The organism is Burkholderia sp. BCC1644, assembly GCF_902833225.1.
Taxonomy (GTDB): domain Bacteria; phylum Pseudomonadota; class Gammaproteobacteria; order Burkholderiales; family Burkholderiaceae; genus Burkholderia.
Genome location: NZ_CADFEI010000016.1, coordinates 1 through 17,168, shown reverse-complemented (window position 1 = coordinate 17,168; position 17,168 = coordinate 1). Strand labels below are relative to the sequence as shown.

At 67.7% G+C, this 17,168-nt stretch carries 14 protein-coding genes; 9 read left to right on the top strand and 5 right to left on the bottom strand.

Annotated features, from left to right (window positions below; genetic code table 11):
- Positions 1–64: 64 nt before the first annotated feature.
- The 3 genes from HWX87_RS27490 to dacB form a co-directional block, all read right to left on the bottom strand.
- Entirely contained in the window at positions 65–1,204 is a 1,140-nt protein-coding gene (locus tag HWX87_RS27490) for an SGNH/GDSL hydrolase family protein (protein WP_176050232.1), read from the bottom strand.
- Between the two features lie 95 nt (positions 1,205–1,299).
- Entirely contained in the window at positions 1,300–2,214 is a 915-nt protein-coding gene (locus HWX87_RS27485) for a sterol desaturase family protein (RefSeq protein WP_176050231.1), read from the bottom strand.
- 329 nt (positions 2,215–2,543) lie between these two features.
- Positions 2,544–4,076: a D-alanyl-D-alanine carboxypeptidase/D-alanyl-D-alanine-endopeptidase gene (gene dacB, locus HWX87_RS27480; RefSeq protein WP_176050230.1), complete on the bottom strand. Its 1,533-nt coding sequence runs from the start codon at positions 4,074–4,076 to the stop codon at positions 2,544–2,546.
- Between the two features lie 186 nt (positions 4,077–4,262).
- On the opposite strand from dacB, the gene HWX87_RS27475 reads away from it, so the two are divergent.
- The 6 genes from HWX87_RS27475 (at position 4,263) to HWX87_RS27450 (ending at position 9,643) form a co-directional block, all read left to right on the top strand.
- The gene (locus HWX87_RS27475; RefSeq protein WP_124453804.1) at positions 4,263–4,925 is read left to right on the top strand and encodes a response regulator; all 663 of its coding nucleotides are present in this window, start codon (positions 4,263–4,265) and stop codon (positions 4,923–4,925) included.
- A gap of 3 nt (positions 4,926–4,928) precedes the next feature.
- Positions 4,929–6,275, top strand: coding sequence for an ATP-binding protein (locus tag HWX87_RS27470; protein WP_176050229.1), 1,347 nt, complete (start codon positions 4,929–4,931; stop codon positions 6,273–6,275).
- 111 nt (positions 6,276–6,386) lie between these two features.
- Positions 6,387–7,871, top strand: coding sequence for a DegQ family serine endoprotease (locus HWX87_RS27465; RefSeq protein ID WP_176050228.1), 1,485 nt, complete (start codon positions 6,387–6,389; stop codon positions 7,869–7,871).
- A gap of 103 nt (positions 7,872–7,974) precedes the next feature.
- Positions 7,975–8,412, top strand: a complete 438-nt coding sequence (locus HWX87_RS27460) for a carboxypeptidase regulatory-like domain-containing protein (RefSeq protein WP_176050227.1) — start codon at positions 7,975–7,977, stop codon at positions 8,410–8,412.
- A gap of 135 nt (positions 8,413–8,547) precedes the next feature.
- Complete coding sequence (locus HWX87_RS27455; RefSeq protein ID WP_176050226.1) at positions 8,548–8,907, top strand: DUF427 domain-containing protein; 360 nt, start codon at positions 8,548–8,550, stop codon at positions 8,905–8,907.
- 28 nt (positions 8,908–8,935) lie between these two features.
- Positions 8,936–9,643, top strand: a complete 708-nt coding sequence (locus HWX87_RS27450; protein WP_176050225.1) for an SRPBCC domain-containing protein — start codon at positions 8,936–8,938, stop codon at positions 9,641–9,643.
- A 10-nt stretch (positions 9,644–9,653) separates the two neighbouring features.
- On the opposite strand, the gene HWX87_RS27445 is transcribed toward HWX87_RS27450, so the two are convergent.
- Positions 9,654–10,658: a helix-turn-helix domain-containing protein gene (locus HWX87_RS27445; RefSeq protein ID WP_176050224.1), complete on the bottom strand. Its 1,005-nt coding sequence runs from the start codon at positions 10,656–10,658 to the stop codon at positions 9,654–9,656.
- Between the two features lie 152 nt (positions 10,659–10,810).
- Here HWX87_RS27445 and HWX87_RS27440 point away from each other — a divergent pair, with 152 nt between their 5' ends.
- Positions 10,811–11,482, top strand: a complete 672-nt coding sequence (locus tag HWX87_RS27440; RefSeq protein ID WP_176050223.1) for a cysteine hydrolase family protein — start codon at positions 10,811–10,813, stop codon at positions 11,480–11,482.
- A gap of 31 nt (positions 11,483–11,513) precedes the next feature.
- Here the strand turns inward: HWX87_RS27440 and HWX87_RS27435 are convergent, their stop codons facing one another.
- Positions 11,514–12,155, bottom strand: a complete 642-nt coding sequence (locus HWX87_RS27435; RefSeq protein ID WP_176050222.1) for a TetR family transcriptional regulator — start codon at positions 12,153–12,155, stop codon at positions 11,514–11,516.
- Positions 12,156–12,553: 398 nt separating this feature from the next.
- Here HWX87_RS27435 and HWX87_RS27430 point away from each other — a divergent pair, with 398 nt between their 5' ends.
- Both HWX87_RS27430 and bpeB read left to right on the top strand, forming a co-directional pair.
- Positions 12,554–13,828, top strand: coding sequence for an efflux RND transporter periplasmic adaptor subunit (locus HWX87_RS27430; protein ID WP_176050221.1), 1,275 nt, complete (start codon positions 12,554–12,556; stop codon positions 13,826–13,828).
- A 15-nt stretch (positions 13,829–13,843) separates the two neighbouring features.
- Positions 13,844–17,044, top strand: a complete 3,201-nt coding sequence (bpeB, locus tag HWX87_RS27425) for an efflux RND transporter permease BpeB (RefSeq protein ID WP_176050220.1) — start codon at positions 13,844–13,846, stop codon at positions 17,042–17,044.
- Positions 17,045–17,168 lie beyond the last annotated feature (124 nt).

The window sequence follows — 17,168 nt, the reverse complement described above, 5'->3', positions numbered from 1 at the left end:
ACATGAAAAAACGCCCGACCGGCGAACCGGTCGGGCGTTTTTGTTTGGGCGCGTGGCCGGCTGTTTACTTGCCGACGCCCGACTTTGCGATCTGCTGCTCGGCGAACTGCGCGAACAGCAAGTGCAGGCGCGTCGTCGGGTGGACCGTGTCGGCGAACATGTAGGTCTGGTCCGCGTTCGCGACCGTGTAGGTCTGCGGCGAGCAGAACAGCGACGAGCCGAATGCGGTCGCGTTCGCGACGCCGTATTGCGTGGCGGCCTGGACCATCGCCTTCAGGTTGCAGGCGGTGTCGGTGTTCGACACGCTGAAGCCGTTCGCCTTGTAGTTGGCCGCGACGCCGTCCTGCCACGTGAACGTGTCGAGCAGCGCCACCTTCGTCGTGTCGACCTTCAGCGCGGCCAGCGTGCCGGCGAGCGTCTGGTTGAACAGCCCCGACAGTTGCGTGAACGCGGCCTGCGTGCCGCCCTGCAGCGCGAGCGGCGTGCCGCCGATGTCCGGCACGTTCGACACGTACACGTGCGTCGCGCCTGCCGCGACGATCTGCTGGACGATGCCGCCGAGCTGCTGCGCGGCCAGGCCGATCGCCTGCGCGGCCGCGAGCTGCGCGGCCGGCGTGTTGCCTTGCGCCTGCGCGACCTGCGCCTGATAGAAGATGTCGTTCGCGCCGCCGTTGACCAGCACGATCTGGCCGGCGTTGAAGCTGCCGTGCTGCGACACGTACTGCTTGACCTGGTCGGCGATCGGCGTCGTCGTTGCCTGCGCGTAGTCGGCGTTCGGCACGCTCGCGTCCGCGTGGCCGATGCCCGGCTGCAGCGTCACGCGCGAGCCGCCCTGTGCGTAGCCGAGGCCGCCGGTGGCTTGCAGCGGAATGCCGAAGCCGCCCTGGTTCGCCGGCTGCAGCGTATCGCCGTAGTACTGCGCGACGTTCTGCGTCCACACCTGGCCCGGGTTGGTCGTGAAGCGGCCGCCGCCGAAGCCGAGCTTGATCTGCGAGTAGGTGCCCACGTCGGACAGGCTGTCGCCGAACGACACGATCTGCATCTTCACGCCCGACGGCGGCGTGTTCGACGCGCTGCTGCTGTTGTTGTCGTCACCGCCGCCGCACGCGGCGAGCAGCGCGAGCGCGGCGCCGGCGATCGCGACTTGCGTGGTGCGCAGCATGCGTTGACGGGTGCGGGAAGGTGCGTGTTGTTGTGTCTGCATCGTTCGATCTCCTCGTAGATATGGCCTGATGTATTTCTCATCTGCCGCGTGCCTGCTCGGTTCCGGGCTGCGCGGCGGCCGTTGGCTAAAACGGTTTATTGGTCACGCGCAGCCGCCAGCGGCACGGTGCGCGGATCCTGGTTCGCGGCCTCGGCAATCTGCGCATGATAAGCGCTCGCCCATTCGGGCGGGCCGAAAATCGCACGCAGCTTGTTGCGCCATCCGTCGACGCGCAACGCGTCGGACACCATCGACACCCACTCGTGGAACGTCGCGACGAGCGGGTTGTTCGAGCCGAGCCGCTCGACGATCCCGTACTGCGGCGGATCGTCGGGCGTTTCGTCGACATAGCTGCCGAACAGGCGATCCCAGATCACAAGGACGCCTGCGTAATTGCGGTCGATGTAGCGCGCGTTGCGTGCATGGTGCGCGCGGTGGATCGACGGCGTATTCAGCACGTATTCGAGCCAGCCGAGCTTGCCGATCGCCTGCGTATGCACGAAGAACTGGAACGCGAGGTTGATCAGCACGATGCCGACGACCTGTTGCGGCGGAAAGCCGGCGAATGCGAGCGGCAGCCAGAACACCCACATGCCCGCGACGGGGTACATCAGGCTCTGACGGAACGCGGTCGAGAAATTCATCCGCTCGGACGAGTGGTGCACGACATGCGCGGCCCACAGCCAGCGCACGCGATGGCTCGCGCGATGGAACACGTAGTAGAGGAAATCCTGCGCGACGAACAGCACCGCGAACGACAGCCAGCTGTCGTGCCACGTGAACAGGCGGTAGTGCTGATAGCAGTACGCGTAGACGGGGATCACGAACAGCCACGCGATCTTGTCGGCGCCCTGGTGCATCAGGGCGAGCGCCGCGTTGCACAGCGTGTCGCGCCATGCGTAGACATGGTCCTGCGCACGTGTGCGGGCGAGGTGCCAGGCCTCCCACGCGATGCAGAGCAGGAAGACGGGCGCCAGCGCGAGCAGAAGCAATTCGACGTCGAATCGCATGGGCGTGTCTCCTTCTTTCCCCTGCAAGCCTTGAGGCCGGGCGTGTGGCCCGTTGTTGATATCGGTCAGGCCAACAGCCTACGCAATCGCCACACGATAGGCGAGGGGGCAGCGTAGAGGGTTCCCTCTGAGGACAGGGTTTCTACGGAAACCGCGCGGCGCGGGGCCGGGCGGTGCGGCCCTGTTTTCCGGGCACGGTTGGCGCGCGGTGCGTTGCACGCCGGCGGCGGGGGCGTTTCAAACCGGGCGGCGCGAAATTCCGTGTGCGGGGCGGCGGAAAACGGCGCGGGCCGCCCGTGGGGGCGACCCGATGCGTGGTGCGCGGCGCGTCAGTGCGCGCCCGCGTAGATCCACTCGAGCAGCGTGTCGTGCGCGGCGCGCGCGGCTTCCGCGTGATCGTTGTTGATGAAGCTGACGACGATGTAGCTCTGGCCGTCGGCGCCGCCGACATAGCCTGCGATCGCGCGCACGTCGCGCAGCGTGCCGGTCTTGATGTGCGCGTTGCCGAGCACGCCGGCGTTGGTGAGGCGGTTCTTCATCGTGCCGTCGATGCCGGCGATCGGCAGCGAATCGACGAAGGTCTGCGCGACGGGGCTCGCATTCGCGGCCTGCAGCAGCGCGGCGAGCGACAGCGCGCTCACGTGCTCTTCGCGCGACAGGCCCGAGCCGTTCTCGAGCACGAGGTCGGGCATCGCGATGCCGCTTTTCTGCAGGAACGCCTGGATCACGCGGCTCGACTGTTCGGGCGTCGCGGGCGGCTTGCCGCTGACCGCGCCGATCGTCAGGAACAGGTTGCGCGCCATCACGTTGTTGCTGAACTTGTTGATGTCGTAGACGATGCTGCCGAGCACCGGGCTGTGATGCACGGCGAGCGGACGCGCGGTGGTCGGCACCTTGCCTTCGCTCACGGGCCCCGTGATCGTGCCGCCGTCCTGCTGCCACAGCGCGAGGAAGCCGCGCGCGAAGAAGGTCGTGTGATCGAGGATCGCGAGGTTGGTCGTGTGCGCGCCGCAGCGCAGCGGATAGTCGCCGGCGAACGAGGCCGTCATGATCCCGCTGCCGGCCGACAGCGTCGGGCGCGCGGCCGCGGCGGCCGCGCTGCACGAGCCCGAGCCTTCGACGAGCTGGTTGTCGATCGACAGGTTCGCGAGCGGCGGCAACACGTCGACCGCCACCTTGCCGTCGTCGCCCGGCGTGACCGTGAACGACACGGCCTTGAACGCGTACAGCAGCGGATCGGGGCCGACGTTGTACGGCGCGCTGGCGTCGTCGTCGAACGACGGCAGGTCGCGCGTCGACGTCGCGAAGTAGCTCTTGTCGAGCACGAGGCCGCCGGCCACGCGCTTGACGCCGGCCTTGCGGAGCTTGTCGACGAGGTCGATCAGTTCCTCGGGCACGAGCTTCGGATCGCCGGTGCCCTTGATGTACAGGTTGCCCTGCAGCGTGCCGTCGGGGTCGACCGTGCCGTCCGTGTACGCGGTCGTGCGCCAGCGGTAGTCGGGGCCGAGGATCGACAGGCCCGAGAAGGTCGTCACGAGCTTCATCGTCGATGCCGGCATCATCGGCCGGCTCGCATTCCACGCAATCAGCGGTTCAGGATCGCCGACGCGCTCGACGACGACGCTCATCGCCGAGGCCGGTACCTTCGCGCGCTGCAGCGCGACGAGCACGGACGCCGGCAGGCCGGCCGCCCGCGCGGCGGGCGACACGACGGTGGTCTTGCGCGCTTCCTTGTGGGATTTCTTGCGGGCCTGCGCGGACGGTGCGAACGCGAGGGCCGTGCAGGTGGCGACGACGGCGGCTGCGCGCAGGCACAAGCGGGCGCGGGGGGCGAACCGGACGGAAAGATCGGAAATCGGCATGGGCGAATACGGGAGAAGCAGGGGCTCGGGCAGGGCGCGCGGCGGCGCCAAAGCGCACATTGTAGAGACAAGTCCGCGCAGACCCCTTGCAATCCGCCTTACTGTTGCATTGCAGGGTGCCGCGCACGCGATTCGCGGCGCTACAATGGTCGGCGTGTTTGACTCGCTCCATGGATGCCTGTCCCGATGCGGATACTGCTTGTCGAAGATGATCGAATGATTGCCGAAGGCGTGCGCAAGGCGCTGCGCTCGGACGGCTTCGCGGTCGACTGGGTGCAGGACGGCGACGCGGCGCTCACGGCGCTCGGCGGCGAGACGTACGACCTGCTGCTGCTCGACCTCGGCCTGCCGAAGCGCGACGGCGTCGACGTGCTGCGCACGCTGCGGGCGCGCGGGCTGTCGCTGCCCGTGCTGATCGTCACCGCGCGCGACGCCATTGCCGATCGCGTGAAGGGGCTCGACGCGGGCGCCGACGACTACCTCGTCAAGCCGTTCGACCTCGATGAACTCGGCGCACGGATGCGCGCGCTGATCCGCCGCCAGGCCGGGCGCAGCGAGTCGCTGATCCGCCACGGCGCGCTGACGCTCGACCCCGCTTCGCACCAGGTGACGCTCGACGGCGTGCCCGTCGCGCTGTCCGCGCGCGAGTTCGCGCTGCTCGAGGCGCTGCTCGCGCGGCCGGGCGCGGTGCTGTCGAAGAGCCAGCTCGAGGAGAAGATGTACGGCTGGGGCGAGGAGATCGGCAGCAACACGGTCGAGGTCTACATCCACGCGCTGCGCAAGAAGCTCGGCTCGGACCTGATCCGCAACGTACGTGGGCTCGGCTACATGGTCGTCAAGGAAAGCTGACGCGTGAGGTCGATTCGTCATCAATTGCTGATCTGGCTGCTCGCGATCGTCGTCGCGGGCGTGGGCATCGCGGGCTGGCTCATCTACCGGCAGGCGCTCGCGGAAGCGAACGAACTGTTCGATTACCAGCTGCAGGAGATCGCCGCGGCGCTGCCGTCGGAGCCGTTCTCGCAGGTGTTCGGCTCGCGCACCAACGGCGACGAAGGCATCGTGATCCAGATCTGGAACCGCAACGGCGTGCTGATGTACTTCTCGCATCCGCGTGCGCCGATCGCGCCGCGCGCGGAACTCGGCTTCTCGACCGAGCGTACCGATCGCGGCGAATGGCGCGTGTACGGCGCGATCGTCGGCGACAACGTCGTGCAGCTCGCGCAACCGCTGTCGGTGCGCAACCGGCTCGCGGCGAACGTCGCGCTGCGCACGCTGTGGCCGCTGATCGTGCTGCTGCCGTTCCTGGGCGCTGCCGTCTGGGTGATCGTCGGTCGCGGCCTCGCGCCGCTCGGCCGCGTGACGCGCGCGGTCGAGGCGCGCCGGCCGGAAGCGCTCGATCCGCTGCCCGACGCGCGCCTGCCGCTCGAGGTGCAGCCGCTCGTGCGCGCGCTGAACGGGCTGCTCGCGCGGCTGTCGGCCGCGCTCGATACGCAGAAGGCGTTCGTCGCCGACGCCGCGCACGAACTGCGCACGCCGCTCGCGGCCGTGCAGATCCAGGCGCAGCTCGTCGCTCGCGCGAAGGACGACGCGTCGCGCCGCGAGGCGGTCGCGGATCTCCAGGACGGCGTGTCGCGCGCGACGCGCCTCACGGAGCAGTTGCTCGCGCTCGCGCGAGCCGAACCGGATGGCGCGACGATGCGCGAACCGGTCGACCTGCAGACGCTGCTCGCCGAATGCGTGGCCGCGCATGCGCCGCTCGCGCAGCGGCGCGACATCGATCTCGGCTTCGAGGAGACGCGCGCGGCGAGCGTCGTCGCGGACGTCGGCGCGCTGCGCGTGATGTTCGGCAACCTGCTCGACAACGCGGTGAAGTACACGCCGGACGGCGGCCGCATCGACGTGTCGCTGACCCGCGACGCGGCCGGCCGCGCGTGCGTCCAGATCGGCGACAGCGGGCCCGGCATCCCGGCCGACGAGCGCGAGCGCGTGTTCGACCGCTTCTACCGCGACAGCTCCGCTCGGGCGCGCACCGACGTGGCGGGCAGCGGGCTCGGGCTGGCGATCGTCAAGCGCGTGGCGGCGCAGCAGGGCGCGACGGTGTCGCTCGGCGACGCGGCCGCGGGCGGCCTGCTCGTCAGCGTCGTGTTCCGCGACGCCGAGATGCCGGCCGAGGCGCCGCAATCGTCCGAATCAGCGTGAAGCACGGCGCCGGGCGGGCCCCGGCGGTCGCTTAAGCCCCGCTTAAGGCTGATTAAGCCTCCTTTAAGTCAGGGTCGTTACGCTGCGTCCTAACAAAGAGGAGGTCCTACGATGAATACCCGATTCCTTGCGCGCGGCGCCGTCGCGGTCGCCGTGGCGGCCGCCCTGTCAGCCGGCTATTTCGCCGGCACCCGCCGCGCCGATCCGCAGATCATCACGCCCGCGCAGGCTGCCGCTCTGATGCCGGCCGAAGCGGCCGCGAAGACCGGCATCCCCGATTTCTCCGGGCTCGTCGAGACCTACGGCCCGGCGGTCGTGAACATCAGCGCGAAGCACGTCGTGAAGCAGGTGTCGCGGCGCGTGCAGCAGCCGCAGCTGCCGATCGACCCGAGCGACCCGTTCTACCAGTTCTTCAAGCATTTCTACGGCCAGGTGCCGGGCATGGGCGGCGACGCGCAGCCGGACGACCAGCCGAGCGCGAGCCTCGGTTCCGGGTTCGTCATCAGCTCCGACGGGTACATCCTCACCAATGCGCACGTGATCGACGGCGCAAACGTCGTCACGGTCAAGCTGACCGACAAGCGCGAATACAAGGCGAAGGTCGTCGGCGCCGACAAGCAGTCCGACGTCGCGGTGCTGAAGATCGACGCGAGCGGCCTGCCGACCGTGAAGATCGGCGATCCGGCGCAGAGCAAGGTCGGCCAGTGGGTCGTCGCGATCGGCTCGCCGTACGGCTTCGACAACACGGTCACGTCGGGCATCATCAGCGCGAAGTCGCGCGCGCTGCCGGACGAGAACTACACGCCGTTCATCCAGACCGACGTGCCGGTGAACCCCGGCAACTCGGGCGGCCCGCTGTTCAACCTGCAGGGCGAGGTGATCGGCATCAACTCGATGATCTACTCGCAGACCGGCGGCTTCCAGGGCCTGTCGTTCGCGATCCCGATCAACGAGGCGATCAAGGTCAAGGACGAGCTCGTGAAGACGGGCCACGTGAGCCGCGGCCGCCTCGGCGTTGCGGTGCAGGGGCTGAACCAGACGCTCGCGAGTTCGTTCGGGCTGCAGAAGCCGGACGGCGCGCTCGTCAGCTCGGTCGATCCGAACGGTCCGGCCGCGAAGGCCGGCCTGCAGCCGGGCGACGTGATCCTGTCGGTCAACGGTTCGCCGGTCGCCGATTCGACGTCGCTGCCCGCGCAGATCGCGAACCTGAAGCCCGGTTCGAAGGCCGACCTGCAGATCTGGCGCGACAAGTCGAAGAAGTCGCTCAGCGTGACGCTCGGCGCGATGGCCGATGCGAAGCTCGCGTCGAACGACGGCGGGCCGGTCGAGCAGGGGCGCCTGGGTGTCGCGGTGCGTCCGCTGTCGCCGCAGGAGCGCAGTGCCGACAACCTGTCGCACGGGTTGATCGTGCAGCAGGCCGGCGGGCCGGCCGCCAACGCGGGCATCCAGCCCGGCGACGTGATCCTCGCGGTCAACGGCCGCCCGGTCACGAGCCCGGAGCAGTTGCGCGACGCGGTCAAGGGCGCAGGCAACAGTCTTGCTCTTCTGATCCAGCGCGATAATGCGCAGATCTTCGTCCCGGTCGACCTGAGCTGACCGGTACGGCCGACGGCCGGCCAGGCCGGCTGCGGCGGGCGCCGCCGCCGCTCGATCGCGTGACGCACCGCCCCGTATGTGTTCCGACCCCAAGGAGAGAGCCATGCAATATCTACGCAACGTGTCCCGATTTGCCGTCGCCGCGGCGTTGACCGTCGGCCTCGCAGCCGGTGCGACCGGCGCGTACGCGCAGTCGGACGGCTTGCCCGCCGCGCGCCAGCAGGGCGACGTCACCTTCGTGTCCGGCGGCGTCGGGCAGGACGAATCGGCGGCGTTCCAGCGCAACGAGTCGAAATGGCCGCTGGCGCTGCGCTTCACCGGCAAGGGCGGCGAGTTCCTGGCCGACGTCCATGTGCGGATCGTCGACGGCAAGGGCGCCGAAGTGCTGAAAACCGACGCACGCGGGCCGTACATGCTCGTGCAGGTGCCGCCGGGGCGCTATACGGTGCATGCGATGTACCAGGGCAACGATGAATCGCGCGCCGTCACGGTCGGCGCGAAGGGCGGCGCGAAGACCGCGTTCCAGTGGAGCGCGCAGTAGCCCGCCGCGCGCGGCCCGGGCCCGGGTCGCGCAATCGGACGAAGTTTCGCCCATAATGAAAGCCACGGCACCCGTGCCGTGGCTTTTTCGTTTCCTGCGCCCGGTTTGCCTGCCGGGCCGCCCGAAGGAGAAACGATGTCCGATGCAGCCGACCCTCGACTCGAAATCGTGCCGAACCGTCATCGTGTGCGCGTGATCCATCGCGGCATCACGTACGCCGATTCGCACCGGGCATTGACCGTGCGCGAAACGGGACTGCCGGACATCCATTACCTGCCGCGCGGTGACGTCAACATGCGCCGGCTCGTGAAGTCGGATTTCACGAGCGCGTGCCCGTTCAGGGGGCAGGCCGTGCATTTCGACTTGCAGACGGAAGACGGCGTGATCGAGAACGCCGCATGGAGTTACGAGGAACCGATGGAGGCGGCGTCCGTGCTCGCGCACTATGTCGCCTTCGATGTCGCACGGGTCGACAGTCTCGTCGAGACGTCCTGATGCGGCGCGTGTTCACCGGGGAGGCGTCATGGAACTGAACGACACGTTACGCGTTGCGCTCGCGCCGCCTGTCGTGCGGGAGGCGTTCGAGGATCTCGCGTTGCTGCGGGCGAGCTTCGACCATTGCGATTCGTTCGTGAGGCTCGCGCACGGCGAGTTCGCACTGACGATCACGGTACCGCTCGGCCCGCTGCGCGCGCGCTACGACGTGCGCGTACATGCGGCGGCCGAGCAGGGCGACGCGGAAGGGCAGCCGCGCCGCGTGCTCAACTTCAAGGCACGCGCCGACGGCCTCGGCGCGCTGCGCGGCCAGGTCGAACTGGTGCTGATGCCGGATGACGACGCGAACGCGACGCGCATCGATTACGTGGTCTGGGCGACGGCGAGCGGGCCGCTCGCCGAGCTGCCGGGACGGCAGATCGACAACGCGCTGCGCGACTGGACCGACGATTTCTTCCGCGAGTTCTGCGCGGTCGTGCAGGCGAAGCATGGCCTTGCGCCGAATCGCGCGCGCTCGGCCGCGCAGCGCCGCCAGCATGTGTTCCTGCGCCCTGCGTCGCTGATGGCCGCGACGAAGCGTGCGCTGCCGCCGCATCTGGGCGGTGCGCTGACCGGGCGCGCGGCCAGCGCGCTCCCGCATCGCGGTTCGGGCACGGTGCCGGTCTGGGCATGGGCGGCGATGATCGTGTTCGTCGCGCTGCTGCTTTACGCGGCACGCTGGATCAACGGCGGCTGAGCGGCCGGCGTTACACCGCGTCGGCGCCGGCTCCGGCGCCGCGAAATTCCCTTCGATACGCAGACGGCGACGTGCCGAGCGCGCCCGCGAAATGCTGGCGCAGCGACACGCTCGACCCGTAGCCGGCCGCCTGCGCGATCGCGTCGATCGATTGTCCGGTGGTTTCCAGCAGGTGTTGCGCGCGTGCGAGCCGCTCGGCCTGCAGCCATGCGGTGACGGTCGTGCCCGTCGCCTGCCGGAAGTGGCGCGTGAACGTGCGCCGGCTCATCAGCACGCGTTCGGCGAGCGAATCGACGCTGTGCGCGGCGTCGAGGTGCGCGCGCACCCAGTCGAGCAGGCCCGCGAGCCGCGCGTCGCGCGGGTGCGCGGCGACCGGCTGCGGCACGTACTGGGCCTGGCCGCCCTGACGGTGCGGCGGGATCACGAGGCGGCGCGCGATCTGGTTCGCGGCGTCCGAGCCGAAGCGCCGCCGCACGACGTGCAGGCAGCAGTCGAGCCCCGCGGCCGTGCCGGCCGACGTCATCAGGTTGCCGTCGTCGACGTACAGCACGTCGGGATCGAGCTTCACGCGCGGAAAGCGTTGTGCGAAATCGTCGGCCCACGCCCAGTGCGTGGTAGCCGGGCGACCGTCGAGCAGGCCGGCCGCGGCAAGCACGTACGCGCCGAGGCACAGGCCGACGAGCTGCGCGCCGCGTGCGGCGACCGCGCGGACCGCGTCGAGCAGTTCGTCGGGCGGCGCCTCGTCCGGGTCGCGCCACGCCGGCACGATCACGATGTCCGCATCGTCGAGCGCATCGAGCCCGTATGGCGCAGTGATCGTGAAGCCGCCCGTCGTTGCGAGCGGGCCGCGCTCGGCCGAGCAGACGCGAAACTCGAACGCGGGTGACGTGGCCGCATCGCGTTCCTTGCCGAACACGACGGACGGCACCGACAGGTGGAACGGGCTGATGCCGTCGTACGCGATCACGGCGACGACGGTCGGAACGGGCGGGGCGGGCAACGCGGCAGCGGCCATGACGGGCTCCGGGATGGTGATGGCCCGATTCTATCGAAGAATGGCTATCGGGCCACTGTCCGCGTGAACGACGCGGCCCGACAATGCATCGCATCGCGCCGCTGGCCGTCCCGTTCCGGGGCGGGGCCGCGCCCCCGGACCAGGAGCCCGTCATGTCGAATTCGAACGCCGTCCCGTCTTCCGCTTCCCATCCTGCTGCCCGCCGTGCGCTGATCGTGATCGACGTCCAGAACGAATACGTGACGGGCAACCTGCCGATCGAATATCCGCCGCTCGACGTGTCGCTCGCGAACATCGGCCGCGCGATCGACGCCGCGCATGCGGCCGGCGTGCCCGTGATCGTGGTCCAGCACCTCGCACCGGCCGGCGCGCCGATCTTCGCGCCCGGCTCCGACGGCGTCGCGCTGCACGCGGTGGTCGCGAGCCGGCCGTACGCGCACCTGATCGAGAAGACGCAGGCGAGTTCGTTCGCCGGCACCGATCTCGCCGCTTGGCTCGATGCGCACGGGATCGACACGCTCGCGGTGGCCGGCTACATGACGCACAACTGCAATGCGGCGACGGTCTATCACGCGGCGCATGCGGGGCTGAAGGTCGAATACCTGGACGACGCGACGGGCGCGCTGCCTTACGAGAATGAAGCGGGCGCGGCGAGCGCCGAAGAGATTCACCGCGCGTACACGGTGGTGTTCCAGTCGAATTTCGCGGCCGTGATGCCGACCGATGCGTGGATCGCGGGCCTGGCCGGCACACCGGTGCCGGCGCGTGATTCGGTGGCCGCGTCGAACCGGCGGGCCCGCGCGCAGCGCGCGAAGGCGGCTTGAAGCCGCGGCAGGGGGCGGGGCGACCGTTTCGTCAGTCGCCGTCCTTCAGCATCGCCGGGCTGTAGCGCAGCATGTCGAAACAGCCGTCGACGAGCTTTTCCGCATGCTGCTCGGCGTCGATCTCGTCGGGCAGCATCAGCATGTCGCGCACGAAGCCGCTGACGAGCGTATGCAGCATCAGCGTCGCGCGCCACGTATCGAGCCGCTCGGGCAGCAGCTTGAGCCGCACGGCGCCCGCGAGATCGGCGTCGATCGCGTGGAGCGCCTCGCTCATTCCCGCGCGGTTGCGCTGCAGCAGCGGCTCCAGGTCCGCCACGTATTCGCACTTCATGAACAGGATGCTGAACACGCGGCGCAACTGCGCGTCGCGCTGCACGCCGAGCAGGCACCAGATCAGGATCTGGCGGATCTTCTCGAGCGGATTGCCGCCCGGCGCGTCGAGCGGCATCCGCTTCAGCTCGTCGATCGGCAGAAACACGCGGTCGAACATCGCGTCGAACAGCTCGCTTTTATTTGCGAAGTGCCAGTAGATCGCGCCGCGCGTCACGCCGGCGTGCTGCGCGATGTCCGCGAGCGACGTGTGCGACACGCCCTTCTCGAAGAACACGTGCTCGGCGGCGTCGAGAATGCTGTTGCGCGTCTCGAGCGCCTCCTCCTTGGTACGTCTGACCATGTGCAGGCCTGATTGGATCGATCGTAGGTGAATATAGGGTCTGCAACCCTCGCAGCCGTCATTCAGACGGGCTATGCTTGCGACTGGTAACAATTCGTAAGACTGGACAGCCGGCCGAGCACAAACCGGCTTTTTACATACATTCGTGAATGTATATACAATACCACCCTACGATCGAATGACCCAAGTGGCAATCAGTTAATATCCCACTCTGCTGATTCCCGCCAAAGTACCAGTCCGCAGTTGCGGGGCAACCTGTCGGCACGGAGGTTTCGTGCCGCTTGCTGTATCTAGCAGTCCAGTATTTCAGGTGTTCGATCTGCGCCGTGAGGCGCATCCGTGTTGCGCTCCGGTCGGGTGCGGCACTTATTCCATTGGTTATACACAGAGGTCGCTCCATGCGCGTCGAACGGGTTCCATACCGCTTAATCACTGTCGCGACGGCCGCCGTTTTCCTGGCCGCGTGCGGGAAAAAAGAATCGGCACCGCCGCCGCAAACGCCGGAAGTCGGCGTCGTCACCGTCCAACCGCAAGCCGTACCGGTCTTCACCGACCTGCCGGGCCGCACCAGTGCGTTCCTCGTCGCGCAGGTCCGCGCGCGGGTCGACGGCATCGTGCTGCGTCGTGAATTCACCGAAGGCACCGACGTCAAGGCCGGCCAGCGTCTGTACAAGATCGACCCGGCACCGTACGTCGCCGCGCTGAACAGCGCGAAGGCGACGCTCGCGAAGGCGCAGGCGAACCTCGTCACGCAGAACGCACTGGTCGCGCGCTACAAGGTACTGGTCGCCGCGAACGCGGTCAGCAAGCAGGACTACGACAACGCAGTGGCCACGCAAGGTCAGGCCGCCGCGGACGTCGCGGCCGGCAAGGCAGCGGTGGACACCGCGCAGATCAACCTCGGCTATACGGATGTCGTGTCGCCGATCACGGGCCGCGTCGGCATCTCGCAAGTGACGCCGGGCGCCTACGTGCAGGCGAGCCAGGCGACGCTGATGTCGACCGTGCAGCAGCTCGATCCGGTGTACGTCGATCTCACGCAGTCGAGCCTCGAAGGGCTGAAGCTGCGCCAGGACGTGCAGAGCGGCCGCCTGAAGACGAGCGGCCCGGGTGCGGCGAAGGTGTCGCTGATCCTCGAAGACGGCAAGACGTATTCGGAGCCGGGCAAGCTGCAGTTCTCGGACGTGACGGTCGACCAGACCACCGGCTCGGTGACGATCCGCGCGGTCTTCCCGAACCCGGGCCGCGTGCTGCTGCCGGGGATGTTCGTGCGCGCACGCATCGAGGAAGGCGTGAACGAGAACGCGTTCCTGGTGCCGCAGATCGGCGTCACGCATGACCAGAAGGGCCAGGCGGTCGCGATGGTGGTGAACGCCAGCAACAAGGTCGAGCCGCGTCCGCTGAAGACGTCCGGCATGCAGGGCCCGAACTGGGTCGTCGAAGGCGGTCTGCAAGCGGGCGATCACGTGATCGTTCAGGGCGTCGACAAGGTGCGCCCGGGCGCGACCGTGAAGACGGTCCCCGCCCAGCTCGCACCGGCGGCCGATGCCGCGTCGGGCGCTGCTGCCTCCGCCGCGCCGGCTGCCGCCGGTTCCGGCGCCGCTGCTGCAACCGGTGCCGCCGCATCGGGCGCCGCGCCGGCGAGCGCTGCCGCTGCTTCGAGCGCGCAATAACAGGGAGCCTGTTTCATGGCAAAGTTTTTTATCGATCGCCCGATCTTCGCGTGGGTGATCGCCATCATCCTGATGCTGGCCGGGGTTGCGGCGATCTTCACGCTGCCGATCTCGCAGTATCCGACGATCGCGCCGCCATCGATCCAGATCACTGCCAACTACCCGGGCGCTTCCGCGAAGACGGTGGAAGACACGGTGACGCAGGTGATCGAGCAGCAGATGAGCGGTCTCGACAACTTCCTGTACATGTCGTCGACGAGTGACGACTCGGGCAACGCGACGATCACGCTGACCTTCGCGCCGGGCACCAACGCCGACATCGCACAGGTCCAGGTGCAGAACAAGCTGTCGCTCGCGACGCCGGTTCTGCCGCAGGTCGTGCAGCAGCTCGGTCTGTCGGTGACGAAGTCGAGCAGCAGCTTCCTGCTGGTGCTCGCCTTCAACTCCGAAGACGGCAGCATGAACAAGTACGACCTCGCGAACTTCGTGGCGTCGCACGTGAAGGATCCGATCAGCCGGCTGAACGGCGTCGGTACCGTCACGCTGTTCGGCTCGCAGTACGCGATGCGGATCTGGCTCGACCCGAACCGCCTGACCAACTACGGCCTCACGCCGGTCGACGTCAGCTCGGCGATCAGCGCGCAGAACGTGCAGATCGCGGGCGGCCAGATCGGCGGCACGCCGGCCACGCCGGGCACGATGCTGCAGGCGACGATCACCGAATCGACGCTGCTGCAGACGCCCGAGCAGTTCGGCAACATCCTGCTGAAGGTCAACCAGGACGGCTCGCAGGTTCGCCTGAAGGACGTCGCGCAGATCGGCCTCGGCGGCGAAAACTACAACTTCGACACGAAGTACAACGGTCAGCCGACCGCGGCACTCGGTATCCAGCTCGCGACCAACGCGAACGCCCTCGCCACCGCGAAGGCCGTGCGTGCGAAGATCGACGAGCTGTCACCGTTCTTCCCGCACGGCCTCGTCGTGAAGTATCCGTACGACACGACGCCGTTCGTGAAGCTGTCGATCGAGGAAGTGGTCAAGACGCTGCTCGAAGGTATCGTGCTGGTGTTCCTCGTGATGTATCTGTTCCTGCAGAACCTGCGGGCGACGATCATCCCGACGATCGCGGTGCCGGTGGTGCTGCTCGGGACGTTCGCGATCATGTCGATGGTGGGCTTCTCGATCAACACGCTGTCGATGTTCGGCCTCGTGCTCGCAATCGGCCTGCTGGTCGACGATGCGATCGTGGTGGTGGAGAACGTCGAGCGGGTGATGGCGGAAGAGGGCCTGTCACCGAAGGAGGCGACCCGCAAGGCGATGGGCCAGATCACCGGCGCACTCGTCGGCGTGGCGCTCGTGCTGTCGGCGGTGTTCGTGCCGGTGGCGTTCTCCGGCGGCTCGGTCGGCGCGATCTATCGTCAGTTCTCGCTGACGATCGTGTCGGCGATGGTGCTGTCGGTGCTCGTCGCGTTGATTCTGACGCCGGCGCTGTGCGCGACGATCCTGAAGCCGATCCCGCAAGGGCATCACGAAGAGAAGAAGGGTTTCTTCGGCTGGTTCAACCGCACGTTCAACAACAGCCGCGACAAGTATCACGTCGGCGTGCACCACGTGATCAAGCGCTCGGGCCGCTGGCTCATCATCTATCTGGTCGTGATCGTCGCGGTCGGGCTGCTGTTCGTGCGCCTGCCGAAGTCGTTCCTGCCCGATGAAGACCAGGGCCTGATGTTCGTGATCGTGCAGACGCCGTCCGGTTCCACGCAGGAAACGACCGCGAAGACGCTTGCGAACATTTCCGACTACCTGTTGAAGGACGAGAAGGAAATCGTCGAGTCCGCGTTCACGGTCAACGGCTTCAGCTTCGCGGGCCGCGGCCAGAACTCCGGTCTCGTGTTCGTGCGCCTGAAGGATTACTCGCAGCGTCAGCACGCGAACCAGAAGGTCCAGGCGCTGATCGGCCGGATGTTCGGGCGTTACGCGGGCTACAAGGACGCGATCGTGATCCCGTTCAACCCGCCGTCGATTCCTGAACTTGGTACGGCCGCCGGCTTCGACTTCGAGCTGACGGACAACGCCGGTCTGGGTCACGATGCGCTGATGGCCGCGCGTAACCAGCTGCTCGGGATGGCGTCGAAGGATCCGACGCTGCAGGGCGTCCGTCCGAACGGCCTGAACGACACGCCGCAGTACAAGGTCGACATCGACCGCGAGAAGGCGAATGCGCTGGGCGTGACGGCGGATGCGATCGACCAGACGTTCTCGATCGCGTGGGCGTCGAAGTACGTGAACAACTTCCTCGACATCGACGGCCGGATCAAGAAGGTGTACGTGCAGGCAGACGCGCCGTTCCGGATGACGCCTGAAGACATGAACATCTGGTACGTGCGCAACGGGTCGGGCGGGATGGTGCCGTTCAGTTCGTTCGCGACCGGTCACTGGACGTACGGTTCGCCGAAGCTCGAGCGCTACAACGGTGTGTCGGCGATGGAAATCCAGGGTCAGGCCGCACCGGGCAAGTCGACCGGTCAGGCGATGACCGCGATGGAAGGGCTCGCGAAGAAGCTGCCGGTCGGTATCGGCTATTCGTGGACCGGCCTGTCGTTCCAGGAAATCCAGTCCGGTTCGCAGGCGCCGATCCTGTATGCGATCTCGATCCTCGTCGTGTTCCTGTGTCTGGCGGCGCTGTATGAAAGCTGGTCGATCCCGTTCTCGGTGATCATGGTGGTGCCGCTCGGCGTGATCGGCGCACTGCTTGCGGCCACGATGCGCGGTCTGGAAAACGACGTGTTCTTCCAGGTCGGCCTGCTGACTACCGTGGGCTTGTCGGCCAAGAACGCGATCCTGATCGTGGAATTCGCGCGCGAACTACAGCAGACGGAGAAGATGGGGCCGATCGAGGCCGCGCTGGAAGCGGCGCGCCTGCGGCTGCGTCCTATCCTGATGACGTCGCTCGCGTTCATTCTCGGCGTGATGCCGCTCGCGATCAGCAACGGCGCGGGTTCGGCCAGCCAGCACGCGATCGGTACGGGCGTGATCGGCGGGATGATCACGGCGACGTTCCTCGCGATCTTCATGATCCCGATGTTCTTCGTGAAGATTCGTGCGATCTTCAGCGGCGAGAAGGAAGACGTCGACGAGGCGCTGCGCCTGGCTCAGGAGCACTCGCACCACGAAGAGAAGCCGGGCAACGGCGACGAAGGCAACAAGGGACAGTGATGATGCAAAAACACGCTTTGACTGCAATCGCGGTCGCGCTCTTTGCCACGGGCTGCACGATGGCGCCGCATTACAAGCGGCCCGACGCACCCGTCGCGCAGGCGTACCCGGCCGGCGGCGTCTA

What these genes read in the sequence shown, in the direction of transcription:
- HWX87_RS27490 (WP_176050232.1), bottom strand. Translation starts at nt 1,204, where the DNA reads ATGCAGACACAACAACACGCACCTTCCCGCACCCGTCAACGCATGCTG.
- HWX87_RS27485 (WP_176050231.1), bottom strand. Translation starts at nt 2,214, where the DNA reads ATGCGATTCGACGTCGAATTGCTTCTGCTCGCGCTGGCGCCCGTCTTC.
- dacB (WP_176050230.1), bottom strand. Translation starts at nt 4,076, where the DNA reads ATGCCGATTTCCGATCTTTCCGTCCGGTTCGCCCCCCGCGCCCGCTTG.
- HWX87_RS27475 (WP_124453804.1), top strand. Translation starts at nt 4,263, where the DNA reads ATGCGGATACTGCTTGTCGAAGATGATCGAATGATTGCCGAAGGCGTG.
- HWX87_RS27465 (WP_176050228.1), top strand. Translation starts at nt 6,387, where the DNA reads ATGAATACCCGATTCCTTGCGCGCGGCGCCGTCGCGGTCGCCGTGGCG.
- HWX87_RS27460 (WP_176050227.1), top strand. Translation starts at nt 7,975, where the DNA reads ATGCAATATCTACGCAACGTGTCCCGATTTGCCGTCGCCGCGGCGTTG.
- HWX87_RS27455 (WP_176050226.1), top strand. Translation starts at nt 8,548, where the DNA reads ATGTCCGATGCAGCCGACCCTCGACTCGAAATCGTGCCGAACCGTCAT.
- HWX87_RS27450 (WP_176050225.1), top strand. Translation starts at nt 8,936, where the DNA reads ATGGAACTGAACGACACGTTACGCGTTGCGCTCGCGCCGCCTGTCGTG.
- HWX87_RS27445 (WP_176050224.1), bottom strand. Translation starts at nt 10,658, where the DNA reads ATGGCCGCTGCCGCGTTGCCCGCCCCGCCCGTTCCGACCGTCGTCGCC.
- HWX87_RS27440 (WP_176050223.1), top strand. Translation starts at nt 10,811, where the DNA reads ATGTCGAATTCGAACGCCGTCCCGTCTTCCGCTTCCCATCCTGCTGCC.
- HWX87_RS27435 (WP_176050222.1), bottom strand. Translation starts at nt 12,155, where the DNA reads ATGGTCAGACGTACCAAGGAGGAGGCGCTCGAGACGCGCAACAGCATT.
- HWX87_RS27430 (WP_176050221.1), top strand. Translation starts at nt 12,554, where the DNA reads ATGCGCGTCGAACGGGTTCCATACCGCTTAATCACTGTCGCGACGGCC.
- bpeB (WP_176050220.1), top strand. Translation starts at nt 13,844, where the DNA reads ATGGCAAAGTTTTTTATCGATCGCCCGATCTTCGCGTGGGTGATCGCC.